We start from the raw sequence: 19,229 nt of genomic DNA, 5'->3' as shown, positions 1-19,229 counted from the left end.
ACGAGCACGCCCGCATAACCCGGATTCAAACTATGCTGCTTTCCGAACAGGCCTACCAGAAAATCGACCGTGAACTGGCCAAGTTCCCGGCCGACCAGCGGCAGTCCGCCATCATGGCCTCGCTTGCCATCGCGCAAGAAGAGAAGGGCTGGTTGGCTACCGAAGTCATCGAAGACGTGGCCAACTACATTGGCGTTCCGCCCATCGCGGTCCAGGAAGTCGCCACGTTCTACAACATGTTCGACGTCAAGCCCGTCGGCAAGAACAAGATCGCCGTCTGCACGAACCTGCCCTGTGCCTTGCGCGACGGCGACCGCGCCGGCGAATACCTCAAGCGCAAGCTGGGCGTCGACTATCGCCAGACCACCGAAGACGGCCAGTTCACGCTGGTCGAAGGCGAGTGCATGGGCGCCTGCGGCGACTCCCCCGTGCTGATCGTGAACAACAAGCATATGTGCGTGCGCATGACCGACGAGAAGCTGGACGCGCTGGTCGCGGCCCTCAAGCAGCAAGGAGAGTCGGCATGAACGCGCCTGACCTGTACAAGCAGTTCGCGCAGGGGCTGGATCCCAACCCCCTGAACGACCTGTCCAACTCGATGGCCCTGCACGGCCGCCACCTGCAGCCGCAGATCATGGCCGACGTCGACGGCGCCAACTGGCGCCTGGCCGACTACGTCAAGCGCGGCGGCTACGAAGCCCTGAAAAAGATCCTGACCACCGGCATGAAGCCGGAAGACGTGATCGCCGAAGTCAAGGCGTCGGGTCTGCGCGGCCGTGGCGGCGCGGGCTTCCCGACCGGCCTGAAGTGGAGCTTCATGCCGCGCGCCTTCCCGGGCCAGAAGTACCTCGTCTGCAACTCCGACGAAGGCGAGCCCGGCACGTTCAAGGACCGCGACATCCTGCGCTTCAATCCGCACATCGTGATTGAAGGCATGGCGATCGCGGCCTACGCCATGGGCATCAGCGTCGGCTACAACTACATCCACGGCGAAATCTTCGAAGTCTACGAGCGCTTCGAAGAAGCGCTGGAAGAGGCGCGTGCCGCCGGCTTCCTGGGTGACCGCCTGTTCGGTTCCGACTTCAGCTTCCAGCTCCACGCTTTCCACGGTTACGGCGCCTACATCTGCGGCGAAGAAACCGCGCTGCTGGAATCGCTGGAAGGCAAGAAGGGCCAGCCGCGCTTCAAGCCGCCGTTCCCGGCCAGCTTCGGCCTGTACGGCAAGCCCACCACCATCAACAACACGGAAACGTTCGCGGCGGTGCCGTGGATCATCCGCAACGGCGGCCAGGCCTACCTGGAAGTCGGCAAGCCGAACAACGGCGGCACCAAGCTGTTCTCGATCACCGGCGACGTCGAGCGTCCCGGCAACTACGAGATCCCGCTGGGCACCCCGTTCTCGACGCTACTTGAACTGGCTGGCGGCATGCGCGGCGGCAAGAAGCTGAAGGCGGTCATCCCCGGCGGCTCGAGCGCCCCGGTCCTGCCCGCCGACATCATGATGGAATGCACGATGGACTATGACTCCATCGCCAAGGCCGGCTCGATGCTCGGCTCTGGCGCTGTGATCGTCATGGACGAGACGCGCTGCATGGTGAAGTCGCTGCTGCGTCTGTCGTACTTCTATTTCGAGGAAAGCTGCGGCCAGTGCACGCCGTGCCGCGAAGGCACCGGCTGGCTCTACCGCATGGTGCACCGCATCGAAAACGGTCAAGGCCGTCCGGAAGATCTGGAGCTGCTGGACAACGTGGCGCTCAACATCATGGGCCGCACCATCTGCGCTCTCGGTGACGCCGCCGCCATGCCCGTCCGTGGCTTCCTCAAGCATTTTCGCGACGAATTCGCGCACCACATCGAGCACAAGTCTTGTGTGGTCCCGCAATATCTGTAGGTCTCAGGAACAGCAATGGTTGAACTAACCGTCGACGGCAACAAGGTCGAAGTGCCCGAAGGCAGCATGGTCATGCATGCCGCCCAGAAAGTCGGGCTTTACGTGCCGCATTTCTGCTACCACAAGAAACTGTCCATCGCGGCCAACTGCCGGATGTGCCTGGTTGAAGTGGAAAAAGCGCCCAAGGCGCTGCCCGCCTGCGCCACGCCCGTGACCAACGGCATGGTCGTCCACACCTGCTCTGAGAAGGCTCGCGCCGCTCAGAAGTCGGTGATGGAATTCTTGCTCATCAATCACCCCCTCGACTGCCCGATCTGCGATCAGGGCGGCGAATGCCAGCTGCAGGATCTGGCCGTGGGCTACGGCGGCTCTTCCTCGCGTTACCAGGAAGAAAAGCGCGTCGTGTTCCACAAGGACCTGGGCCCGCTGGTTTCCGCCGAGGAAATGTCGCGCTGCATCCACTGCACCCGTTGCGTGCGCTTCGGCCAGGAAATCGCCGGCGTCATGGAGCTGGGCATGCTGGGCCGTGGCGAGCACTCCGAAATCACCACCTTCGTGGGCCGTTCGATCGAGTCCGAACTGTCGGGCAACATGATCGACATCTGTCCGGTGGGCGCGCTGACCTCCAAGCCCTTCCGCTACAGCGCCCGTACCTGGGAACTGGCTCGCCGCCGTTCGGTCAGCCCGCACGACAGCCTCGGCGCCAACCTGGTCGTCCAGGTCAAGGGCGACCGCGTGATGCGCGTGGTCCCGTTCGAAGACGAAGCCGTCAACGAATGCTGGATCAGCGACCGCGACCGTTTCTCGTACGAAGGCCTGAACAGCGACGACCGCCTGTCCGCCCCGATGATCAAGGGCACCGACGGCAAGTGGCAGGAAGCCTCGTGGGCCGACGCCCTGCAAGCCGTGGCCCAAGGCCTGTCGCGCGTACGTGACAGCTTCGGCGCCGGCCAGATCGGCGCGCTGGCGTCCGAATACGCCACCACCGAGGAATACGCGCTGCTGGGCCGCCTGGTCCGCTCGCTGGGTTCCGAGAACATCGACTTCCGTCTGCGCCAGACCGACCCGGCCTTCGACGCCGCGCTGACCGGCGCGCCGTGGCTGGGCATGCCCATCGCCGAACTCGACAACCTGGACCGCGTCCTGGTCGTCGGCTCGTTCCTGCGCAAGGATCATCCCCTGATGGCCCAGCGTCTGCGCCAAGCCGCCAAGCGTGGCACGCAGATCCTGATGGTCGACAGCGCCGCCGACGATCCCCTGATGCCCGTCACCGCGCGCATCACCGTGGCCCCGTCGGAACTGGCGCGCGCGCTGGCCGAAGTGGCCGTCGCGCTGGCCCAGGCCAAGGAACAGGCCGTGCCGGCCGAGTTCGCCTCGGTCACGCCGGGCGAAAACGCCAAGCTCATCGCCGCCAGCCTTGCGTCCGGCGCCAACACCGCCGTGCTGATGGGCAACCTGGCTGTCGCCAGCGCCCAGGCCACCACGCTGGCCGCCAATGGCCGTGCCGTGGCTGACCTGTCCGGCGGCAAGTTCGGCTTCCTGACCTCGGGCGGCAACACGGTCGGCGGTTACCTCGCCGGCGCCATCCCGGGCAAGGGAGGCAAGACCGCCGCGGCCATGCTCGCCGAACCGCTCAAGGCCTACATCGTCCTGCACGCCGAACCGCTGCTCGACGCCGACAATGGCCAGCAAGCCATCGCCGCGCTGCGTGGCGCGCAGTTCGCCGTCGCGCTCACGCCTTACCGTTCGGCCGCCGCTGAATGGGCCGACGTGATGCTGCCGGTGTCGCCGTTCACGGAAACCTCGGGCACGTTCGTCAACGCCCAAGGCCTGGCCCAGAGCTTCAAGGGCACGGTCACGCCGTTCGGCCAGACCCGTCCGGGCTGGAAGGTCCTGCGCGTGCTGGGCAACGTCCTGCACCTGGCCGGCTTCGATGACGAGACCTCCGAGTCCGTGCGCGACGCCGTGCTGGCCAGCGGCGTCGAAGGCCGTCTGTCCAACGACGTCAAGGCCCCGCTGGGTCTGGGCCAGGCGCTCACCGGCCTGGAACGCGTCGCCGATGTGCCGATCTACCGCACGGACGCCATGGTGCGCCGTTCGGAACCGCTGCAGGCCGCGCCGGCTTCGAAGAAGCCCGCCGCCGCCATGAACGGCCGCACTCTCACCAGCCTGGGCCTGACGGCCGGGGTCAAGGTGCGCGTGTCGGCCGGGCAGGGCGCCGTCGAACTGGAAACCGTGCAGGATGATGCCGTGGCCGATCGCGCCGTGCGCATTTCCGCCGCCTTCGAAACTACCGCTGCCCTGGGTGGCGCATTTGGTCAAATCAGCGTGGAGCGTGCCTGATGGAATGGCTCAATGTTCTTGAAAGCCACGGTCAGGCATTGCTGGGTCCGACGGTCTGGATGGTCCTCTGGACCATCGTCAAGATCGTCATCATTGCGGTGCCCATCATCCTGTGCGTGGCCTACCTGACGTACTGGGAACGCAAGATGATCGGCGCCATGCACGTGCGCATGGGCCCGAACCGCGTCGGTTTCAAGGGGCTGCTGCAGCCGTTTGCCGACGTCTTCAAGCTGCTGACCAAGGAAGTCGTGGTCCCCAGCCAGGCCAACAAGGTGCTGTTCATCGTGGCCCCCGTGGTCACGCTGATGCCGGCGCTGGCGGCCTGGGCTGTCGTGCCCTTCGGCCCCGACGTCGTGCTGGCCAACGTCAACGCCGGCCTGCTGTACATCATGGCCATCACGTCCATCGGCGTGTACGGCGTGATCGTCGCCGGCTGGGCATCCAACTCCAAGTACGCGTTCCTGGGCGCGCTGCGCGCCTCGGCCCAGATGCTGTCGTATGAACTGGCCATCGGCTTCGTGCTGGTGACGGTGCTGCTGGTGTCGGGCAGCCTGAACATGTCCGAGATCGTGCACGTGCAGAACCGCGGCTGGTTTGCCGAAAAGGGCCTGACGTTCATGTCCTGGAACTGGCTGCCGCTGCTGCCGCTGTTCGTCATCTACGTGATCTCGGCCGTTGCCGAAACCAACCGTCACCCGTTCGACGTCGTGGAAGGCGAATCCGAAATCGTGGCCGGCCACATGGTCGAATACTCAGGCATGGCATTCGCGCTGTTCTTCCTGGGCGAATACGCCAACATGATCCTGCTGTCGTGCATGGCATCGATCATGTTCCTGGGCGGCTGGGCTTCCCCGATCGATATCGCGCCGCTGACCTGGATTCCGGGTTGGATCTGGCTGGGTCTCAAGACGTTCTTCGTGGTCTCGTTGTTCGTGTGGTTCCGGGCCTCGTTCCCGCGCTACCGCTATGACCAGATCATGCGCTTGGGTTGGAAAATCTTCATCCCGCTGACCGGCGTCTGGCTGGTCGTGGTGGCGATCTGGATGCAGACGCCCTGGAACATTTGGCGCTAAGCGCCAAGCAGAGGCAGGATATGGAAGCGATCAAGGATTTCTTCGGCAGCCTGATGCTGACCGAGTTGCTCAAGGGCATGCGCCTCACGGGCAAGTATTTTTTCAAGCGCAAGGTCACCTTGCGCTACCCCCAGGAAAAGACCCCTGCGTCGCCGCGTTTCCGCGGCCTGCACGCGCTGCGCCGTTACCCCAACGGGGAAGAGCGCTGCATCGCGTGCAAGCTGTGCGAAGCCGTGTGCCCGGCGCTGGCGATCACGATCGAGTCCGACCAGCGCGACGACGGCACCCGCCGCACGACGCGCTACGACATCGATCTGACCAAATGCATTTTCTGCGGCTTCTGTGAGGAAAGCTGCCCCGTGGACTCCATCGTGGAAACGCACATCCACGAATACCACGGCGAAAAGCGCGGCGACCTGTATTTCACCAAAGACATGCTGCTCGCCGTGGGCGACCGCTACGAAGCCGACATCGCCCGCCGCCGGGCCGAAGACGCGCCTTACCGCTGAAGCCCAGGGTCTGATCCATGACTTTTACCACTGTCCTTTTCTACATACTGGCCGCCGTGCTGGTGATCGCGGCGTTCCGCGTGATCACCGCGCGCAGCGCGGTCACCGCCGTTCTGCATCTGATCCTGGCGTTCGCCAACGCGGCCATGCTGTGGATGCTGCTGGGCGCCGAGTTCCTGGCGCTGCTGCTGGTGCTGGTGTACGTGGGCGCCGTGATGGTGCTCTTCCTCTTTGTCGTGATGATGCTCGACATCCGCATGGACACCTTGCGCCAGGGCATGAAGACCTACCTGCCGCTCGGCCTGGTCATCGGCGTCGTGCTCGTGCTGGAAGTGTCCTTCGTGCTGGGCACCATCTGGTACGGTTCCGGTCCCCAGGCGCAACTGCCCGCTGACTACAACAACGCCCGCGCGCTCGGCGAAGCGATGTACACGCAATACATCTACGCCATTGAAGTCGGCGCTGCGTTGCTGCTGGTCGGCATGGTTGCCGCGATTGCGCTGACCCTGCGCCGCCGCCGCGACGTCAAGTACAACGACCCGGTCGCCGCTGTCCGCGTGCGTTCGAAGGACCGCTTCCGCATGGTGAGCATGCCCGCCCAGAGCGAGCGCGCCCAGGCCAAGCGTGACGCCTCGAACGCTGCCGCGCCCCAAGGAGAAAAACAATGACGCTGACGCTGGCCCACTATCTGATCCTTGGCGCGATCCTGTTCGCGATCGGGATCTTCGGCATCTTCCTGAACCGCCGCAACCTGATCATTCTCCTGATGTCCATCGAGCTGGTGCTCCTGGCCGTCAACATGAACTTCGTGGCGTTCTCCAGCTGGTTCGGCGACACCGCCGGCCAGGTGTTCGTGTTCTTCATCCTGACCGTGGCCGCCGCTGAAGCGGCGATCGGCCTGGCCATTTTGGTGCTGCTGTTCCGCAACCTGAACACGATCAACGTTGACGAACTCGATCGCCTGAAGGGCTGACGGGGTATTGGAAGAAAATGTCTAGCTCACCCAATCTCTACCTGCTCATCGCGCTGGCGCCGCTGGCCGGAGCAATTCTCGCGGGCCTCTTCGGCACCGGGTTCCTCGGCCGGCCCATCGGCCGCCGCGCCTCGCACGTCATCACCATCCTCGGCGTGCTCATCTCCGCCATCGGTTCGGTGGTGGTGCTGGGCGACGTGCTGAACGGTCTGCGTTTCGACGGCGCCGTCTACACCTGGAGCCTCATCGGCCAGACCAAGCTGGAAATCGGCTTCCTGATCGATCCGCTGTCGGCCATGATGATGGTCGTGGTGACTTCCGTGTCGCTGATGGTGCACATCTACACCATCGGCTACATGGCTGACGATCCCGGCTACCAGCGCTTCTTCTCGTACATCTCGCTGTTCACGTTCTCCATGCTGATGCTGGTGATGTCGAACAACATGGTGCAGCTGTTCTTCGGCTGGGAAGCGGTGGGTCTGGTGTCCTACCTCCTGATCGGTTTCTGGTACACCCGTCCGACGGCGATCTTCGCCAACATGAAGGCGTTCCTGATCAACCGCGTCGGCGACTTCGGCTTCGTGCTCGGCATCGGCCTGCTGTTCGCCTACGCCGGCACCATGCACTACGGTGAAGTCTTCGCGCAGGCCGACAAGCTGGCCGCCATGACGCTGCCCGGTTCCGACTGGATGCTGCTGACCGTCGCGTGTATCTGCCTGTTCATCGGCGCCATGGGTAAATCGGCCCAGGTTCCGCTGCACGCCTGGCTGCCCGACTCGATGGAAGGCCCGACCCCGATCTCCGCGCTGATCCACGCCGCCACCATGGTGACGGCCGGCATCTTCATGGTCGCGCGTTTCTCGCCGCTGTTCGAACTGTCGGACACCGCGCTGTCGTTCATCATCGTGATCGGCGCCATCGGCGCGCTGTTCCTGGGCATCCTGGGCATCATCCAGAACGACATCAAGCGCGTCGTCGCGTACTCCACGCTGTCGCAGCTGGGTTACATGACTGTGGCACTGGGTGCGTCGGCCTACTCGGTCGCGATCTTCCACCTGATGACCCACGCGTTCTTCAAGGCGCTGCTGTTCCTGGGCGCGGGTTCGGTCATCATCGGCATGCACCACGACCAGGACATCCGCAACATGGGCGGCCTGCGCAAGTACATGCCCATCACCTGGATCACCTTCCTGCTGGGTACGCTGGCGCTTGTCGGCACGCCGTTCTTCTCGGGTTTCTACTCGAAGGAAAACATCATCGAAGCCGCCGGCCAGGCCAACGTCTGGGGCGCGAGCTTTGCCTACTATGCCGTCCTGATCGGCGTGTTCGTCACCTCGCTGTACTCGTTCCGCGTGTACTTCCTGGTCTTCCACGGCAAAGAACGCTTCGACACCAGCGATCACGGTCACGGTCACGACGCGCATGGCCATGACGACCATGGTCACGACGACCACGGTCACGGCCATCACGGTGGCAAGCCGCACGAGTCGCCCTGGGTGGTTACGCTGCCGCTGATCCTGCTGGCGATTCCGTCGGTGTTCATCGGCGCCTGGGCGGTCGATCCCATGCTGTTCGGCAAGTTCTTCGACGGCGTCATCAAGGTCCTGCCGCAGCAGCATCCCGCGATGCACGTGCTGAGCGAGGAATGGCACGGCTGGGTCGCCTATGGCCTGCATGCCTTCCAGACCCTGCCGTTCTGGCTGGTCGTGGCTGGTTTCGTGATCTCCTGGTACTGCTACCTGATCAACCCGAAGGTGCCGGCCGCCATCAAGGCCAACCTGTCGGGCGTGAACAAGATCCTCGAGAACAAGTACTACGTGGATTGGGTGAACGAGCAGATCATTGCGCGTGGTCTGCGCTGCCTGGGCCGCGGCCTGTGGCAGACCGGTGACCGCGGCATCATCGACGGCATCCTGATCAACGGCAGTGCCCGCGTCGTGGGCTGGGTGGCAGCCATCAGCCGCCACCTGCAGTCCGGCTTCATCTATCACTACGCGTTCGCAATGATCATCGGCGTCATGGCGCTGGTGACTTTCTTTGTGCTGATTCCCCAATGATGGCAAGCGAGATGGCATCCAACACTTTTCCCTGGCTCACGCTTGCGATCTTTGTCCCGATCGTATTCGGCCTGCTGGTGCTGGCGGTGGGCCGTGACGACCGTCCCGGCCTGACGCGCGGCCTGTCGCTCGTCGGCTCGATCGCCGGCTTCCTGGTCACGATTCCGCTCTACACCGGTTTTGATTCCTCCACGGCCGCCATGCAGTTCGTGGAGAAGGCCTCCTGGATCGAAGCCTTCAACGTCAATTACCACCTGGGCATCGACGGCATCTCGATGTGGTTCGTGCTCCTGACCGCGTTCATCACCATCATCGTGGTGCTGGCCGGCTGGGAAGTCATCACGAGCCGCGTCGCGCAATACATGGCCGCCTTCCTGATCCTGTCGGGTCTGATGGTTGGCGTGTTCTGCGCGCTGGACGGCATGCTGTTCTACGTGTTCTTCGAAGCCACGCTGATCCCGATGTACATCATCATCGGCGTCTGGGGCGGCGGAAATCGCGTGTATGCGGCGTTCAAGTTCTTCCTGTACACCCTGATGGGTTCGCTGCTGACGCTGATCGCGTTCGTCTACCTCTGGAACGTCTCGGGCGGTTCGTTCGACATCCTGACGTGGCAGCAGACCAAGCTGGGCTACACGCCGCAGATCCTGATCTTCGTGGCGCTGCTGGCTGCGTTTGCGGTCAAGGTGCCGATGTGGCCGGTCCACACCTGGTTGCCGGACGCCCACGTGGAAGCACCCACGGGCGGCTCCATCGTGCTGGCCGCGATCATGCTGAAGCTGGGCGCGTACGGTTTCCTGCGCTTCTCGCTGCCGATTACCCCTGACGCCTCGCACAGCCTGGCCGGCCTGATGATCACGCTGTCGCTGATCGCCGTGATCTACATCGGCCTGGTCGCGATCGTCCAGGAAGACATGAAGAAGCTGGTGGCCTATTCGTCGGTCGCCCACATGGGCTTCGTCACGCTGGGCTTCTTCATCTTCAACACGGCCGGCGTCGAAGGCGCCATCGTGCAGATGATCTCGCACGGCTTCGTGTCGGGCGCCATGTTCATGTGTATTGGCGTGCTCTATGACCGCATGCACTCGCGCCGCATCGCCGACTACGGCGGCGTGGTGAACGTGATGCCGCGTTTTGCCACGTTCTTCATCCTGTTCTCGATGGCCAACAGCGGCCTGCCGGCCACCAGCGGCTTCGTCGGCGAATTCATGGTGATCATGGGCGCGGTCGAGCACAACTTCTGGATCGGCCTGCTTGCAGCCACTGCCCTGATCCTGGGCGCGGCGTACTCGCTGTGGATGGTCAAGCGCGTCGTCCTGGGCGACGTCGCCAACGACCACGTGCGCGAGCTGACCGATATCAATCGCCGCGAATTCGTGATTCTTGGCGTGATGGCGATCGCCGTGTTGTACATGGGGATCTATCCCAAGCCCTTCACCGACGTGATGCACGTGTCGGTCGAGGCCCTGCTGCAACACGTTGCCGTCTCGAAACTGTAAGACAAGACAATGATGCAATCCCAAATCGATTTCGCCCTGGCGACACCGGAAATCCTTCTGCTGATTTTCGGCCTGGCTATTTTGCTCATCGACGCGGTCAGCAATCACCCCGAGCGCAAGCCGACGTTCCTGCTGACCATGCTTGCCCTGGGCGTGCTGACCGTCGTGTCGGCCGTGCAGTGGAAGAACGGCGTGGCTGGCTCGACGTTCAACGGCCTGTACGTCACGGACGAGCTGTCGCACCTGCTCAAGATCGCCTCGTATCTTGCCGTCGGCGTAACGCTGATCTATGGCCGCGTGTATGCGCAGGTCCGCGACATGATGCGCGGCGGCGAACTCTACGTGCTGACGCTGTTCGCGCTGCTGGGTCAGATGGTGATGATTTCCTCCGGGAATCTGATCTCGATCTACCTGGGCCTGGAACTGATGTCGCTGGCGCTGTACGCGCTGATCGCCCTGCGCCGTGACAACGTCGTGGCCACCGAAGCCGCCATGAAGTACTTCGTGCTGGGCGCGCTGGCCTCGGGTTTCCTGCTGTACGGCATGTCCATGATCTACGGCGCCACGGGTCACCTCGACCTGACCGAAGTATCCAACGTCATCGCCGCCGGCAAGGCCGAGAAGATGGCGCTGGTGTTCGGCATCGTGTTCCTGGTGTCGGGTCTGGCGTTCAAGCTGGGCGCCGTGCCGTTCCACATGTGGGTGCCGGACGTCTACCAGGGCTCGCCGACCGCCGTCACGCTGATCCTGGGCGGCGCGCCCAAGCTGGCCGCCTTTGCGATCACGCTGCGTCTGCTGGTTGATGGTCTGCACGGCCTGGCCACGGACTGGCAGCCGATGCTGATGATTCTGGCAGTGCTGTCGCTGGCCATCGGCAACCTGACCGCCATCGCACAGACGAACTTCAAGCGCATGCTGGCTTACTCGACCATCTCGCACATGGGCTTCGTGCTCCTGGGCCTGATGTCGGGTTCGGTGGCCGGCAAGCCGGAACTGTCGTCGGCCGCCTACGGCGCCTCGCTGTTCTACATGCTGACCTACGTGCTGACCACGCTTGCCAGCTTCGGCATCGTGCTGCTGCTGTCGCGTCAGGGCTTCGAGTGCGAGCACATCGACGACCTGAAGGGCCTGAACCGCCGCAGCCCGTGGCATGCCGCCATCGTGCTGCTGCTGATGTTCTCGCTGGCCGGCATCCCGCCGCTGGTGGGCTTCTACGCCAAGCTGGCCGTGCTGCAGTCGCTGGTTGCCGCGGGCCACGTCACGCTGGCGGTGGTGGCGGTGCTGTTCTCGCTGATCGGCGCGTTCTACTACTTGCGCGTGGTCAAGGTCGTCTACTTTGACGAGCCGGCGGCCGACGCTGCCCCGATGGTGGCCACGGCCGGCCAACGCGGCGTGCTGTCGATCAACGGCGCCCTGATCCTGGTGCTGGGCCTGTTGCCCGGCGGCTTGATGGCGCTGTGCGTGCAAGCCATCCGCTCGTCGCTGACCCTCTAACGGACGGAGTGCAGCCATGAACCAGACGCTGGCGGTATGGCTGTTGATCGCGCTGGCGCTTGTCAGCGCGAATCTTCCCTTCCTGACCGAGCGCGTCTTTGCCGTGCTGCCCTGGAAGCAGGGCGGGGCGGCGGCGGTCAAGCCGTTCTGGATGCGCCTGATCGAAGTGCTGGTGTTCTACGCCATCGTCGGCGCGCTGGGATTTGCCTTCGAGTCCACGCTGGGCAACCGTTTCGCCCAGACCTGGGAGTTCTACGCGATCACGCTCAGCCTGTTTCTGGTGCTGGCGTATCCCGGGTTTGTGTACCGGTATCTCTTCAAGCGGCATCCGCGTCTGCGGACCTGACGACGCAGCAGCCTGCCTGCACATGGACGCACCAAGACGCCCCGATCGGGGCGTTTTTTTATGTGTGCAGCAACCTCCGCGTCGACTCTGCCTCGCGCAAAATCCGGCCGCAATCCGCCCCTTTTTTGATCCCCGATCCGTTCAGAATTTTGAGCAAGATCAAAGCTGTTGTTTTTTTATCCTTTTGATTTGGAAGGGGCTTTCATTCAGGTTTCATTCAGCGCCTCCGTTCAGAATCGCAAACAACAAAAAAACAAGAATCGTTGTTATTTACGTTCTGGAGAAGTCCGCTTGAAGCCCCAAGATTCGTATTCGCTGAATACGCTCGCCACCTCGCTGGCCGCCGCCATTGCCGCGCCCGCGTTGTTCGTCAGCCCCTATGCCGCAGCCCAGTCCGCCGACACCGGCGTGACGCAGTTGTCGCCTGTCCGCGTCGAGGGCGAAAGCTCGTCCTATCAGACCTCGACCGCGCAGTCGCCGAAGATGACCGCGCCTTTGCTGGACACGCCGCGGACGGTGCAGGTTGTGCCGCAGCAGGTGATCCAGGATCAGGCCGCGTCGACCTTGCAGGACGTGCTGCGCAACTCGCCGGGCATCACGTTCGGCGCCGGCGAAGGCGGCCGTCCGGGCGGCGACCTGCCGATCATCCGCGGCCAGAATTCCGCCGGCAGCATTTTCCTGGACGGCATCCGCGACAGCAGCACCCAGGTGCGCGATACGTTCAATCTGGAGCAGGTCGAAATCATCAAGGGGCCGGACTCGGTGTATTCGGGCCGGGGCGGCGCGGGCGGCAGCATCAACATGGTCAGCAAAGCGCCCAAGACCACGGACTTCACCGAAGCCACGGCGCAGATCGGTACGGACAACAACTACCGCGCGACCATCGACAGCAACTGGCGCCTGGGGGACAAGGCGGCATTCCGCCTGAACGTAATGGGCAACAAGGGCGACACGCCGGGCCGCGATGACGCCGTGGACTTCGAGCGCTGGGGCGTTGCGCCGTCGCTGATGCTGGGCGTGGGCACGCCGACCCGCATCACGCTGAGCTACTACCACTACCAAGACGACAGCATGCCCGACTACTCCATTCCGTATGACCCGAAGTCGGGCCAGCCGGTGACGGAGACGATGGGCGTGAGCCGCAAGTCGTTCTACGGCCTGACCGGGCGCGACTTCATGAAGACGCGCGATGACGTCGCCACGGTGGACTTCCAGCACGACTTTTCCGACAAGCTGCAACTGCGCAACGTGACGCGCTATGGCCGCGGCACGACCGACTTTGCAGCGACCAATCCCGACGACAGCAAGGGCAACATCCCGAACGGCCTGGTGTACCGTGCGCTCAAGTCCGGCTACTACGTCACCAAGACCTTCGCCAACCAGACGGACCTGACGGGTGAATTCGAGACCGGCAGCCTGAAGCACTCGTTCGACCTGGGATTTGAGTACAGCAACATCAAGCAGGACAAGGACAGCTACACCCAGACGATCGCCCGCGGCCCGATGGACTGCAAGGTCAGCGCAACCGACCTGTCGAACCCGGCGCTGTGCACGTCGCTGTGGGATCCGAATCCCCACGACGACTACACCGGCAAGCTGACGCGCAACAACAATCCCGCCGTCTATAACACGGACACGCTGGCGCTCTACGGCTTTGACACCATCAAGTTCAACGAGCAATGGCAGGCGAGCCTGGGCGCGCGCTGGGACAACTACCGCACCAGCGGCAGCAACATCGCGCGCGGCCGCAGCGATCCGGCCAGCACGCCCGCGTTCTACAGCACGAGCCGCGAGGACAACCTCTTCAACTACCAGGTCGGCCTGGCGTACAAACCGGTGCCCAACGGCACCATTTATGCCACGTACGGCACCTCGTCCACGCCGTCCGCCATTGCCGGCGGCGCGATCAGCGATGCGACGTCACTGTCGACGTCTTCGCTGGAACCTGAAAAGAGCCGCACCGTGGAGCTGGGCACGAAGTGGCAGGTGTTCGACGACAAGCTGACGCTGTCGGCCGCGGCGTTCCAGGACATCCGCAAGAACACCAGCGTGGCCGTGTCCGCGACCGAAGTGGCGCAGGTTGGCGAAGCCAAGGTGCGCGGCATCGAACTGGGATTCTCGGGCGCCATCACGCCCAAGTGGAACGTGTTCGGCGGCTATACGTTCATGGACAGCGAAATGACCAAGGGCGCGTACAACAGCGGCGCCGTCGGCCAGGACCTGCCCAACACGCCGCGCAACGCCTTCAGCCTGTGGACGACCTACAAGGTCCTGCCCAAGCTGACGGTGGGCGGCGGCGCGTATTACGTCGACAAGGTGTACGGCAACTCGGACGCCACGAAGAACGCCGACGGTACGCCCAAGGCGCGCTGGGTGCCTTCGTACTGGCGCTTCGACGCGATGGCCGGCTACGAATTCAACGAGCACTTCTCGGCGCAGTTGAACGTGCTGAACATCTTCGATGAGACGTACTACACCAAGGCCTATGCCGCGCACTATGCGGCGCTGGGCACGGGCCGGGCGGCGCTGCTGTCGCTGCGCGTGCGGTACTGATCAAGGGGCGCCGCGTCCGCGGCGCCGACTTGCATAAAAAAAGCCACCTCATTTATTGAGGTGGCTTTTGCTTTGGGGAAGGGGGCCGGTGTCTGACACCCTGTCGCAGGATCAGCTTTCGAACCAGTTCAGCACGCCGTCCAATCCCGAGACATTGAGCGCATAGCGCGTCTGCTGACGCACCAGCGGCTTGGCGTGGTAGGCCACAGGGAAGCCGGCGTTGGCCAGCATCTTCAGGTCGTTGGCGCCGTCGCCCATGGCGATGATCTGGTCCGTCGAGGCGCCGTGCGTGCGCGCGAATTCGCGCAGGTGCGTGGCCTTGGCGTCGGCGTCCAGGATGTCGCCCAGCACGCGGCCGGTCAGCACGCCATTTTCGATCTCGAGCGTGTTGGCATGAGCGCTGTCCAGGTTCAGGCGGGCGCGCAGGCGCTCGGTGAAGAAGGTGAAGCCGCCCGACACCAGCAGCACCTTGATGCCGGCGGCCTGGGCCGTGGTGATCAGACGCTCGGCGCCCGGATTCAGGCGCAGCTTTTCCTCGTAGACCTCGTCCAGCGCGCCAGCGGGCGCGCCCTTGAGCAGCGCAACCCGGCGGCGCAGGCTTTCCGCGAAATCCTTGATCTCGCCGCGCATGGCGGCTTCGGTGATCTCCGACACCTTGTCCTTCACGCCCACCACGCCCGCGATCTCGTCGATGCACTCGATGTTGATCAGGGTCGAGTCCATGTCCATGGCCAGGATCTTGCAGTGGGCCAGCTTCAGGCCGGCGGGCACGAAGGCAGCGTCGACGCCGCGCGCTTCGGCCCAGGCGCCCACCACGGCGCGCGTCTCGTCGTCGTGTTGCACGTCGAGCAGGCGGGCGGCGGTGTTGCTGATGCGCGCCACGCCCTGGGCCTGGGCCAGCGCGGCAAGCTGCTCCGCATGTTCGATGGCGAGGCCGGGGGATTGGACGACGAGATTGTGGGTAGTCATGGCGGATGGGTAAGGGTGTCGGGAATTACTTCAGGGCGCGCAGAACGGCGCGCACGGCGTCGGCACGGGCCGGGAGCTGAGGCGCCTTGATCTCGACGCGCAACTTGTCCTGCCCGGCCAGCTTGATGTGCCGCTGCCGCTGGACAAGCTCGATGATGCGGGCCGGATCGACCGAGGTCTTGGGGCCGAACTGGATCAGCGCCTGCGCTTCGCTGGCATCGATCTTGACGATGCCCAGCGGTTGGGCGGCGAGGCGCAGGCGGTGCGTGGCCAGCAGCGTCTGCGCCGCTTCGGGCAGTTTGCCGAAACGGTCGATCAGTTCTTCCTGGATGTGGATCAGGTCGTCTTCGTCGGCCGCGTGCGCCAGCCGCTTGTAGATGGCCAGGCGCGCGTGCACGTCGGCGCAATAGTCGGACGGCAGCAGCGCCGGCGCGTGCAGATTGACTTCGCACGCCAGGTTGAAAGGCGCGTCCAGGTCGGGTTCCTCGCCGGCGCGCAGCGCACGCACGGCCTCGTTGAGCATCTCGTTGTACATCGAGAACCCGACTTCCTGGATGTTGCCCGACTGCGAATCGCCCAGGACTTCGCCGGTGCCGCGTATTTCGAGGTCGTGCATGGCCAGGTAAAAGCCCGAGCCCAGCTCTTCCATGGCCTGGATGGCTTCCAGCCGCTTCTTGGCGTTGCTGGTGATCGCGTCCTCGCCCGGGGTCAGCAGGTAGGCGTAGGCCTGGTGGTGCGATCGCCCGACGCGCCCGCGCAGCTGGTGCAGCTGCGCCAGACCGAAGCGGTCGGCGCGGTGGATCACGATGGTGTTGGCGCTGGGCACGTCGATGCCGGTTTCGATGATGGTGGTGCACAGCAGCACGTTGTAGCGCTGCTGGTAAAAGCCCTTCATCACCTGTTCGAGTTCGCGCTCGGGCATCTGGCCGTGCGCGACGGCGATCCGGGCCTCGGGCACCAGCTCTTCCAGGCGCGCGCGGCGGTTATGGATGGTCTCGACCTCGTTGTGCAGGAAGTAGCACTGGCCGCCACGCTTGAGCTCGCGCAGCAGGGCTTCGCGCAACGTGCTGCCGTCCTCGCGCCGCACGAAGGTCTTGATGGCCAGGCGCTTTTGCGGCGCCGTGGCAATGACGGAGAAGTCGCGGATGCCTTCGAGCGACATGCCGAGCGTGCGCGGGATGGGCGTCGCGGTCAGTGTCAGCACGTCGACTTCGGCGCGCAGCGATTTGAGCGCTTCTTTCTGGCGCACGCCGAAACGGTGTTCCTCGTCGATGATGACCAGGCCCAGGCGCTTGAATTTCACGTCCTTAGACAGGATCTTGTGCGTGCCGATGACGATGTCGACCCGGCCGTCGTTGATGCCTTCGATGGCGCTGGAGACTTCCTTGGCCGAGCGGAAGCGCGACAGTTCCACGACGCGCACGGGCCAGTCGGCAAAGCGGTCGGTAAAGGTCTGCGCGTGCTGTTCGGCGAGCAGGGTGGTGGGGCACAGCAACGCCACCTGTTTGCCGTTGGCGACGGCCAGGAAGGCGGCGCGCAGCGCGACTTCGGTCTTGCCGAAACCGACGTCGCCGCAGACGAGCCGGTCCATGGGGCGGCCGGAGGTCATGTCGCTGATCACGGCCTGGATGGCGGCGGCCTGGTCGGCCGTCTCTTCGAAGCCGAAGCCCTCGGCAAACGCCTCGTAATCGTTCAGCGGCAGGTTGAACGCAAAGCCTTCGCGCGCGGCGCGCTGCGCATACAGCGCCAGCAATTCGGCGGCGGTGTCGCGGACCTGCTTGGCGGCCTTGCGGCGCGCCTTGTCCCATTGGCCTGAACCCAGCTGGTGCAACGGTGCGGCTTCCGGGTCGGCGCCGCTGTAGCGCGCGATCACGTGCAGTTGCGACACGGGCACGTACAGCGTGCTGCCGTTGGCGTATTCAAGATGGAGGAACTCCATCTCGCCTTCGCCCATGTCCATGTTGACCAGGCCGTGATAGCGGCCGATGCCGTGCTGGGCGTGGACGACGGGGTCGCCCTCGCGCAGCTCGGACAGGTCGCGCACCATGGCTTCGACGTTGCTGGCGCGTTCCTGGTCGCGCTTGCCGCGGCGGCCGGTGGTCGCCAATCCGGGGTAGAGATCGTTTTCGGTCAGGAAGGCAAGGTTGGCGCCGGGCAGTTCGAACCCAATGCCCAGCGGCGAGGCGACGATGCCGAAATGCGCGTCCGACGCCAGGAAGCTCTCGATGGTGTCAGGCTGCGCATCCGGCGTGACACCGAATTCGTTCAGCATCTGCACCAGGGTCTCGCGCCGGCCGGCCGAATCGGCGCACAGCAGCACGCGGGTGTGCCGCTTTTCTACCAGCGTGCGCAGCTTGGCGATGGGATCTTCGGCGCGCCGCGCCACGCTGACGTCGGGCGCGGCCCGGAAGTCAGGATGCGGCTGGCCCGCAGTCAGCGACAGGCGGCGGAATGCCTTGAGGCGGCCATAGAGCGATTCGCTGTCCAGGAACAGGGCGGACGGCGGCAGCACGGGGCGTTCGCGGTCGCTTTTCAGGAAGCCGTAGCGGCTGGTCGTGTCCCGGTTGAAGCGCTGGATCGCGTCGTCGATGTCGCCGACGGTGACCATGACCGTGCCGTCGGCCACGTAGTCGAACAGCGTGGCGGTTTCTTCAAAGAAGAGCGGCAGGTAGTACTCGACGCCGGCAAACGGGATGCCGTTGCCGATGTCTTTATAGGGCAGGGCGCGGGAAGGATCGCCTTCGAAGACTTCGCGAAAGCGCGCCCGGAAGCGGTTGCGCGAGTCTTCGTCCATCGGGAATTCGCGGCCTGGCAGAAGCTGCACCTCGCGCACGGGGTACAGGCTGCGCTGGGTGTCGACGTCGAAACTGCGGATGGTTTCGATCTCGTCGTCGAACAGGTCCAGCCGGTACGGCACCACCGAGCCCATCGGGAACAGATCGATCAGGCCACCACGCAGGCAGAATTCGCCCGGCGAGGTCACCTGGGTGACATGGTTGTAATTGGCCAGCGTCAGTTGGGCGCGCAGCGCCGCTTCGTTCAGCCTGTCCTTCTGCTTGAACGAGAACGTGTAGGCGGCCAGGAACGAGGGCGGTGCGACGCGGTACAGCGCCGTGGTGATGGGCACCGTCAGCACGTCCACCGTCTTCATCATCAGCGAGTGCAGCGTGTTCAGGCGCTCGGAGATCAGGTCCTGGTGCGGCGAGAATGCGTCGTAGGGCAGCGTTTCCCAGTCGGGCAGCTGCCGCACGCGCAGGCTGGGCGCAAACAGCTGGATTTCCTCGGCCAGCCGCTGCGCTTCAAGGGGCTCGGCGGTCAGGATGACCAGCGGCGCGCTGGCCTGGCGCGCCAGATCGGCCAGCAGCCAGGCGTCGCCGGAGCCCGGCGGCCGGGGCTGCGCATAGCGCGTGCCGGGCTTCAGCGCGGACAGGGTGGGGACCGTGGCGGGGACGGGCGGTGCGGCCGTGGCGGAGGAGGAAGGGGCGGGCATCAGGCTGGAAGCGGACATCAAGCGAACGATTA

14 protein-coding genes are annotated in these 19,229 nt (G+C 64.4%); 12 read left to right on the top strand and 2 right to left on the bottom strand.

All coding sequences use genetic code 11. From position 1 onward, the window contains the following. Window positions 1-32 precede the first annotated feature (32 nt). From nuoE to MHZ91_RS07145, 12 genes are all read left to right on the top strand, one after another. A complete protein-coding gene (gene nuoE, locus MHZ91_RS07200; RefSeq protein ID WP_056321718.1) occupies window positions 33-527 on the top strand; it encodes an NADH-quinone oxidoreductase subunit NuoE in 495 nt (164 codons plus the stop codon). Further along, complete coding sequence (gene nuoF, locus MHZ91_RS07195; RefSeq protein WP_175123014.1) at window positions 524-1,891, top strand: NADH-quinone oxidoreductase subunit NuoF; 1,368 nt, start codon at window positions 524-526, stop codon at window positions 1,889-1,891. The genes nuoE and nuoF overlap by 4 nt, the downstream gene beginning before the upstream one ends. Window positions 1,892-1,906: 15 nt before the next feature. After that, window positions 1,907-4,234: an NADH-quinone oxidoreductase subunit NuoG gene (nuoG, locus tag MHZ91_RS07190; RefSeq protein ID WP_175137307.1), complete on the top strand. Its 2,328-nt coding sequence runs from the start codon at window positions 1,907-1,909 to the stop codon at window positions 4,232-4,234. Further along, window positions 4,234-5,307, top strand: a complete 1,074-nt coding sequence (gene nuoH / locus MHZ91_RS07185; protein ID WP_175137308.1) for an NADH-quinone oxidoreductase subunit NuoH — start codon at window positions 4,234-4,236, stop codon at window positions 5,305-5,307. The genes nuoG and nuoH overlap by 1 nt, the downstream gene beginning before the upstream one ends. Before the next feature lie 20 nt (window positions 5,308-5,327). After that, on the top strand, window positions 5,328-5,816 hold the full coding sequence (nuoI, locus tag MHZ91_RS07180) for an NADH-quinone oxidoreductase subunit NuoI (protein ID WP_008161196.1): 489 nt from the start codon (window positions 5,328-5,330) through the stop codon (window positions 5,814-5,816). 17 nt (window positions 5,817-5,833) lie between these two features. Next, the gene (locus MHZ91_RS07175; RefSeq protein ID WP_239213063.1) at window positions 5,834-6,484 is read left to right on the top strand and encodes an NADH-quinone oxidoreductase subunit J; all 651 of its coding nucleotides are present in this window, start codon (window positions 5,834-5,836) and stop codon (window positions 6,482-6,484) included. Then, window positions 6,481-6,789 (top strand): NADH-quinone oxidoreductase subunit NuoK, encoded by a 309-nt coding sequence (nuoK, locus tag MHZ91_RS07170; RefSeq protein ID WP_006217969.1) that lies wholly within the window; start codon window positions 6,481-6,483, stop codon window positions 6,787-6,789. Before MHZ91_RS07175 ends, nuoK begins: the two co-directional genes overlap by 4 nt. Window positions 6,790-6,806: 17 nt before the next feature. Beyond that, window positions 6,807-8,846: an NADH-quinone oxidoreductase subunit L gene (nuoL, locus tag MHZ91_RS07165; protein WP_175184218.1), complete on the top strand. Its 2,040-nt coding sequence runs from the start codon at window positions 6,807-6,809 to the stop codon at window positions 8,844-8,846. Further along, window positions 8,843-10,345, top strand: a complete 1,503-nt coding sequence (locus MHZ91_RS07160) for an NADH-quinone oxidoreductase subunit M (RefSeq protein ID WP_239213061.1) — start codon at window positions 8,843-8,845, stop codon at window positions 10,343-10,345. Before nuoL ends, MHZ91_RS07160 begins: the two co-directional genes overlap by 4 nt. A gap of 9 nt (window positions 10,346-10,354) precedes the next feature. Then, a complete protein-coding gene (gene nuoN / locus MHZ91_RS07155; protein WP_175123008.1) occupies window positions 10,355-11,839 on the top strand; it encodes an NADH-quinone oxidoreductase subunit NuoN in 1,485 nt (494 codons plus the stop codon). Between the two features lie 16 nt (window positions 11,840-11,855). Then, window positions 11,856-12,185 (top strand): DUF2818 family protein, encoded by a 330-nt coding sequence (locus MHZ91_RS07150; protein WP_105237731.1) that lies wholly within the window; start codon window positions 11,856-11,858, stop codon window positions 12,183-12,185. A gap of 291 nt (window positions 12,186-12,476) precedes the next feature. Next, a complete protein-coding gene (locus tag MHZ91_RS07145; RefSeq protein WP_175123007.1) occupies window positions 12,477-14,738 on the top strand; it encodes a TonB-dependent siderophore receptor in 2,262 nt (753 codons plus the stop codon). A gap of 111 nt (window positions 14,739-14,849) precedes the next feature. On the opposite strand, the gene serB is transcribed toward MHZ91_RS07145, so the two are convergent. Next, window positions 14,850-15,707: a phosphoserine phosphatase SerB gene (gene serB / locus MHZ91_RS07140; protein WP_175137311.1), complete on the bottom strand. Its 858-nt coding sequence runs from the start codon at window positions 15,705-15,707 to the stop codon at window positions 14,850-14,852. A 25-nt stretch (window positions 15,708-15,732) separates the two neighbouring features. Next, window positions 15,733-19,215, bottom strand: a complete 3,483-nt coding sequence (mfd, locus tag MHZ91_RS07135; protein WP_239213059.1) for a transcription-repair coupling factor — start codon at window positions 19,213-19,215, stop codon at window positions 15,733-15,735. Window positions 19,216-19,229 lie beyond the last annotated feature (14 nt).

It is taken from the genome of Achromobacter sp. ACRQX (assembly GCF_022346505.1).
In the GTDB taxonomy this organism is placed as follows: domain Bacteria; phylum Pseudomonadota; class Gammaproteobacteria; order Burkholderiales; family Burkholderiaceae_B; genus Achromobacter; species Achromobacter animicus.
Note: the sequence above shows the minus strand (reverse complement) of the source record. Positions and strands in the feature narration are given on the sequence as shown.

Bases quoted from the DNA above. Each gene is read 5' to 3' on its own strand.
- nuoE (WP_056321718.1), top strand. From the start codon at position 33: ATGCTGCTTTCCGAACAGGCCTACCAGAAAATCGACCGTGAACTGGCC.
- nuoF (WP_175123014.1), top strand. From the start codon at position 524: ATGAACGCGCCTGACCTGTACAAGCAGTTCGCGCAGGGGCTGGATCCC.
- nuoG (WP_175137307.1), top strand. From the start codon at position 1,907: ATGGTTGAACTAACCGTCGACGGCAACAAGGTCGAAGTGCCCGAAGGC.
- nuoH (WP_175137308.1), top strand. From the start codon at position 4,234: ATGGAATGGCTCAATGTTCTTGAAAGCCACGGTCAGGCATTGCTGGGT.
- nuoI (WP_008161196.1), top strand. From the start codon at position 5,328: ATGGAAGCGATCAAGGATTTCTTCGGCAGCCTGATGCTGACCGAGTTG.
- MHZ91_RS07175 (WP_239213063.1), top strand. From the start codon at position 5,834: ATGACTTTTACCACTGTCCTTTTCTACATACTGGCCGCCGTGCTGGTG.
- nuoK (WP_006217969.1), top strand. From the start codon at position 6,481: ATGACGCTGACGCTGGCCCACTATCTGATCCTTGGCGCGATCCTGTTC.
- nuoL (WP_175184218.1), top strand. From the start codon at position 6,807: ATGTCTAGCTCACCCAATCTCTACCTGCTCATCGCGCTGGCGCCGCTG.
- MHZ91_RS07160 (WP_239213061.1), top strand. From the start codon at position 8,843: ATGATGGCAAGCGAGATGGCATCCAACACTTTTCCCTGGCTCACGCTT.
- nuoN (WP_175123008.1), top strand. From the start codon at position 10,355: ATGATGCAATCCCAAATCGATTTCGCCCTGGCGACACCGGAAATCCTT.
- MHZ91_RS07150 (WP_105237731.1), top strand. From the start codon at position 11,856: ATGAACCAGACGCTGGCGGTATGGCTGTTGATCGCGCTGGCGCTTGTC.
- serB (WP_175137311.1), bottom strand. From the start codon at position 15,707: ATGACTACCCACAATCTCGTCGTCCAATCCCCCGGCCTCGCCATCGAA.
- mfd (WP_239213059.1), bottom strand. From the start codon at position 19,215: ATGTCCGCTTCCAGCCTGATGCCCGCCCCTTCCTCCTCCGCCACGGCC.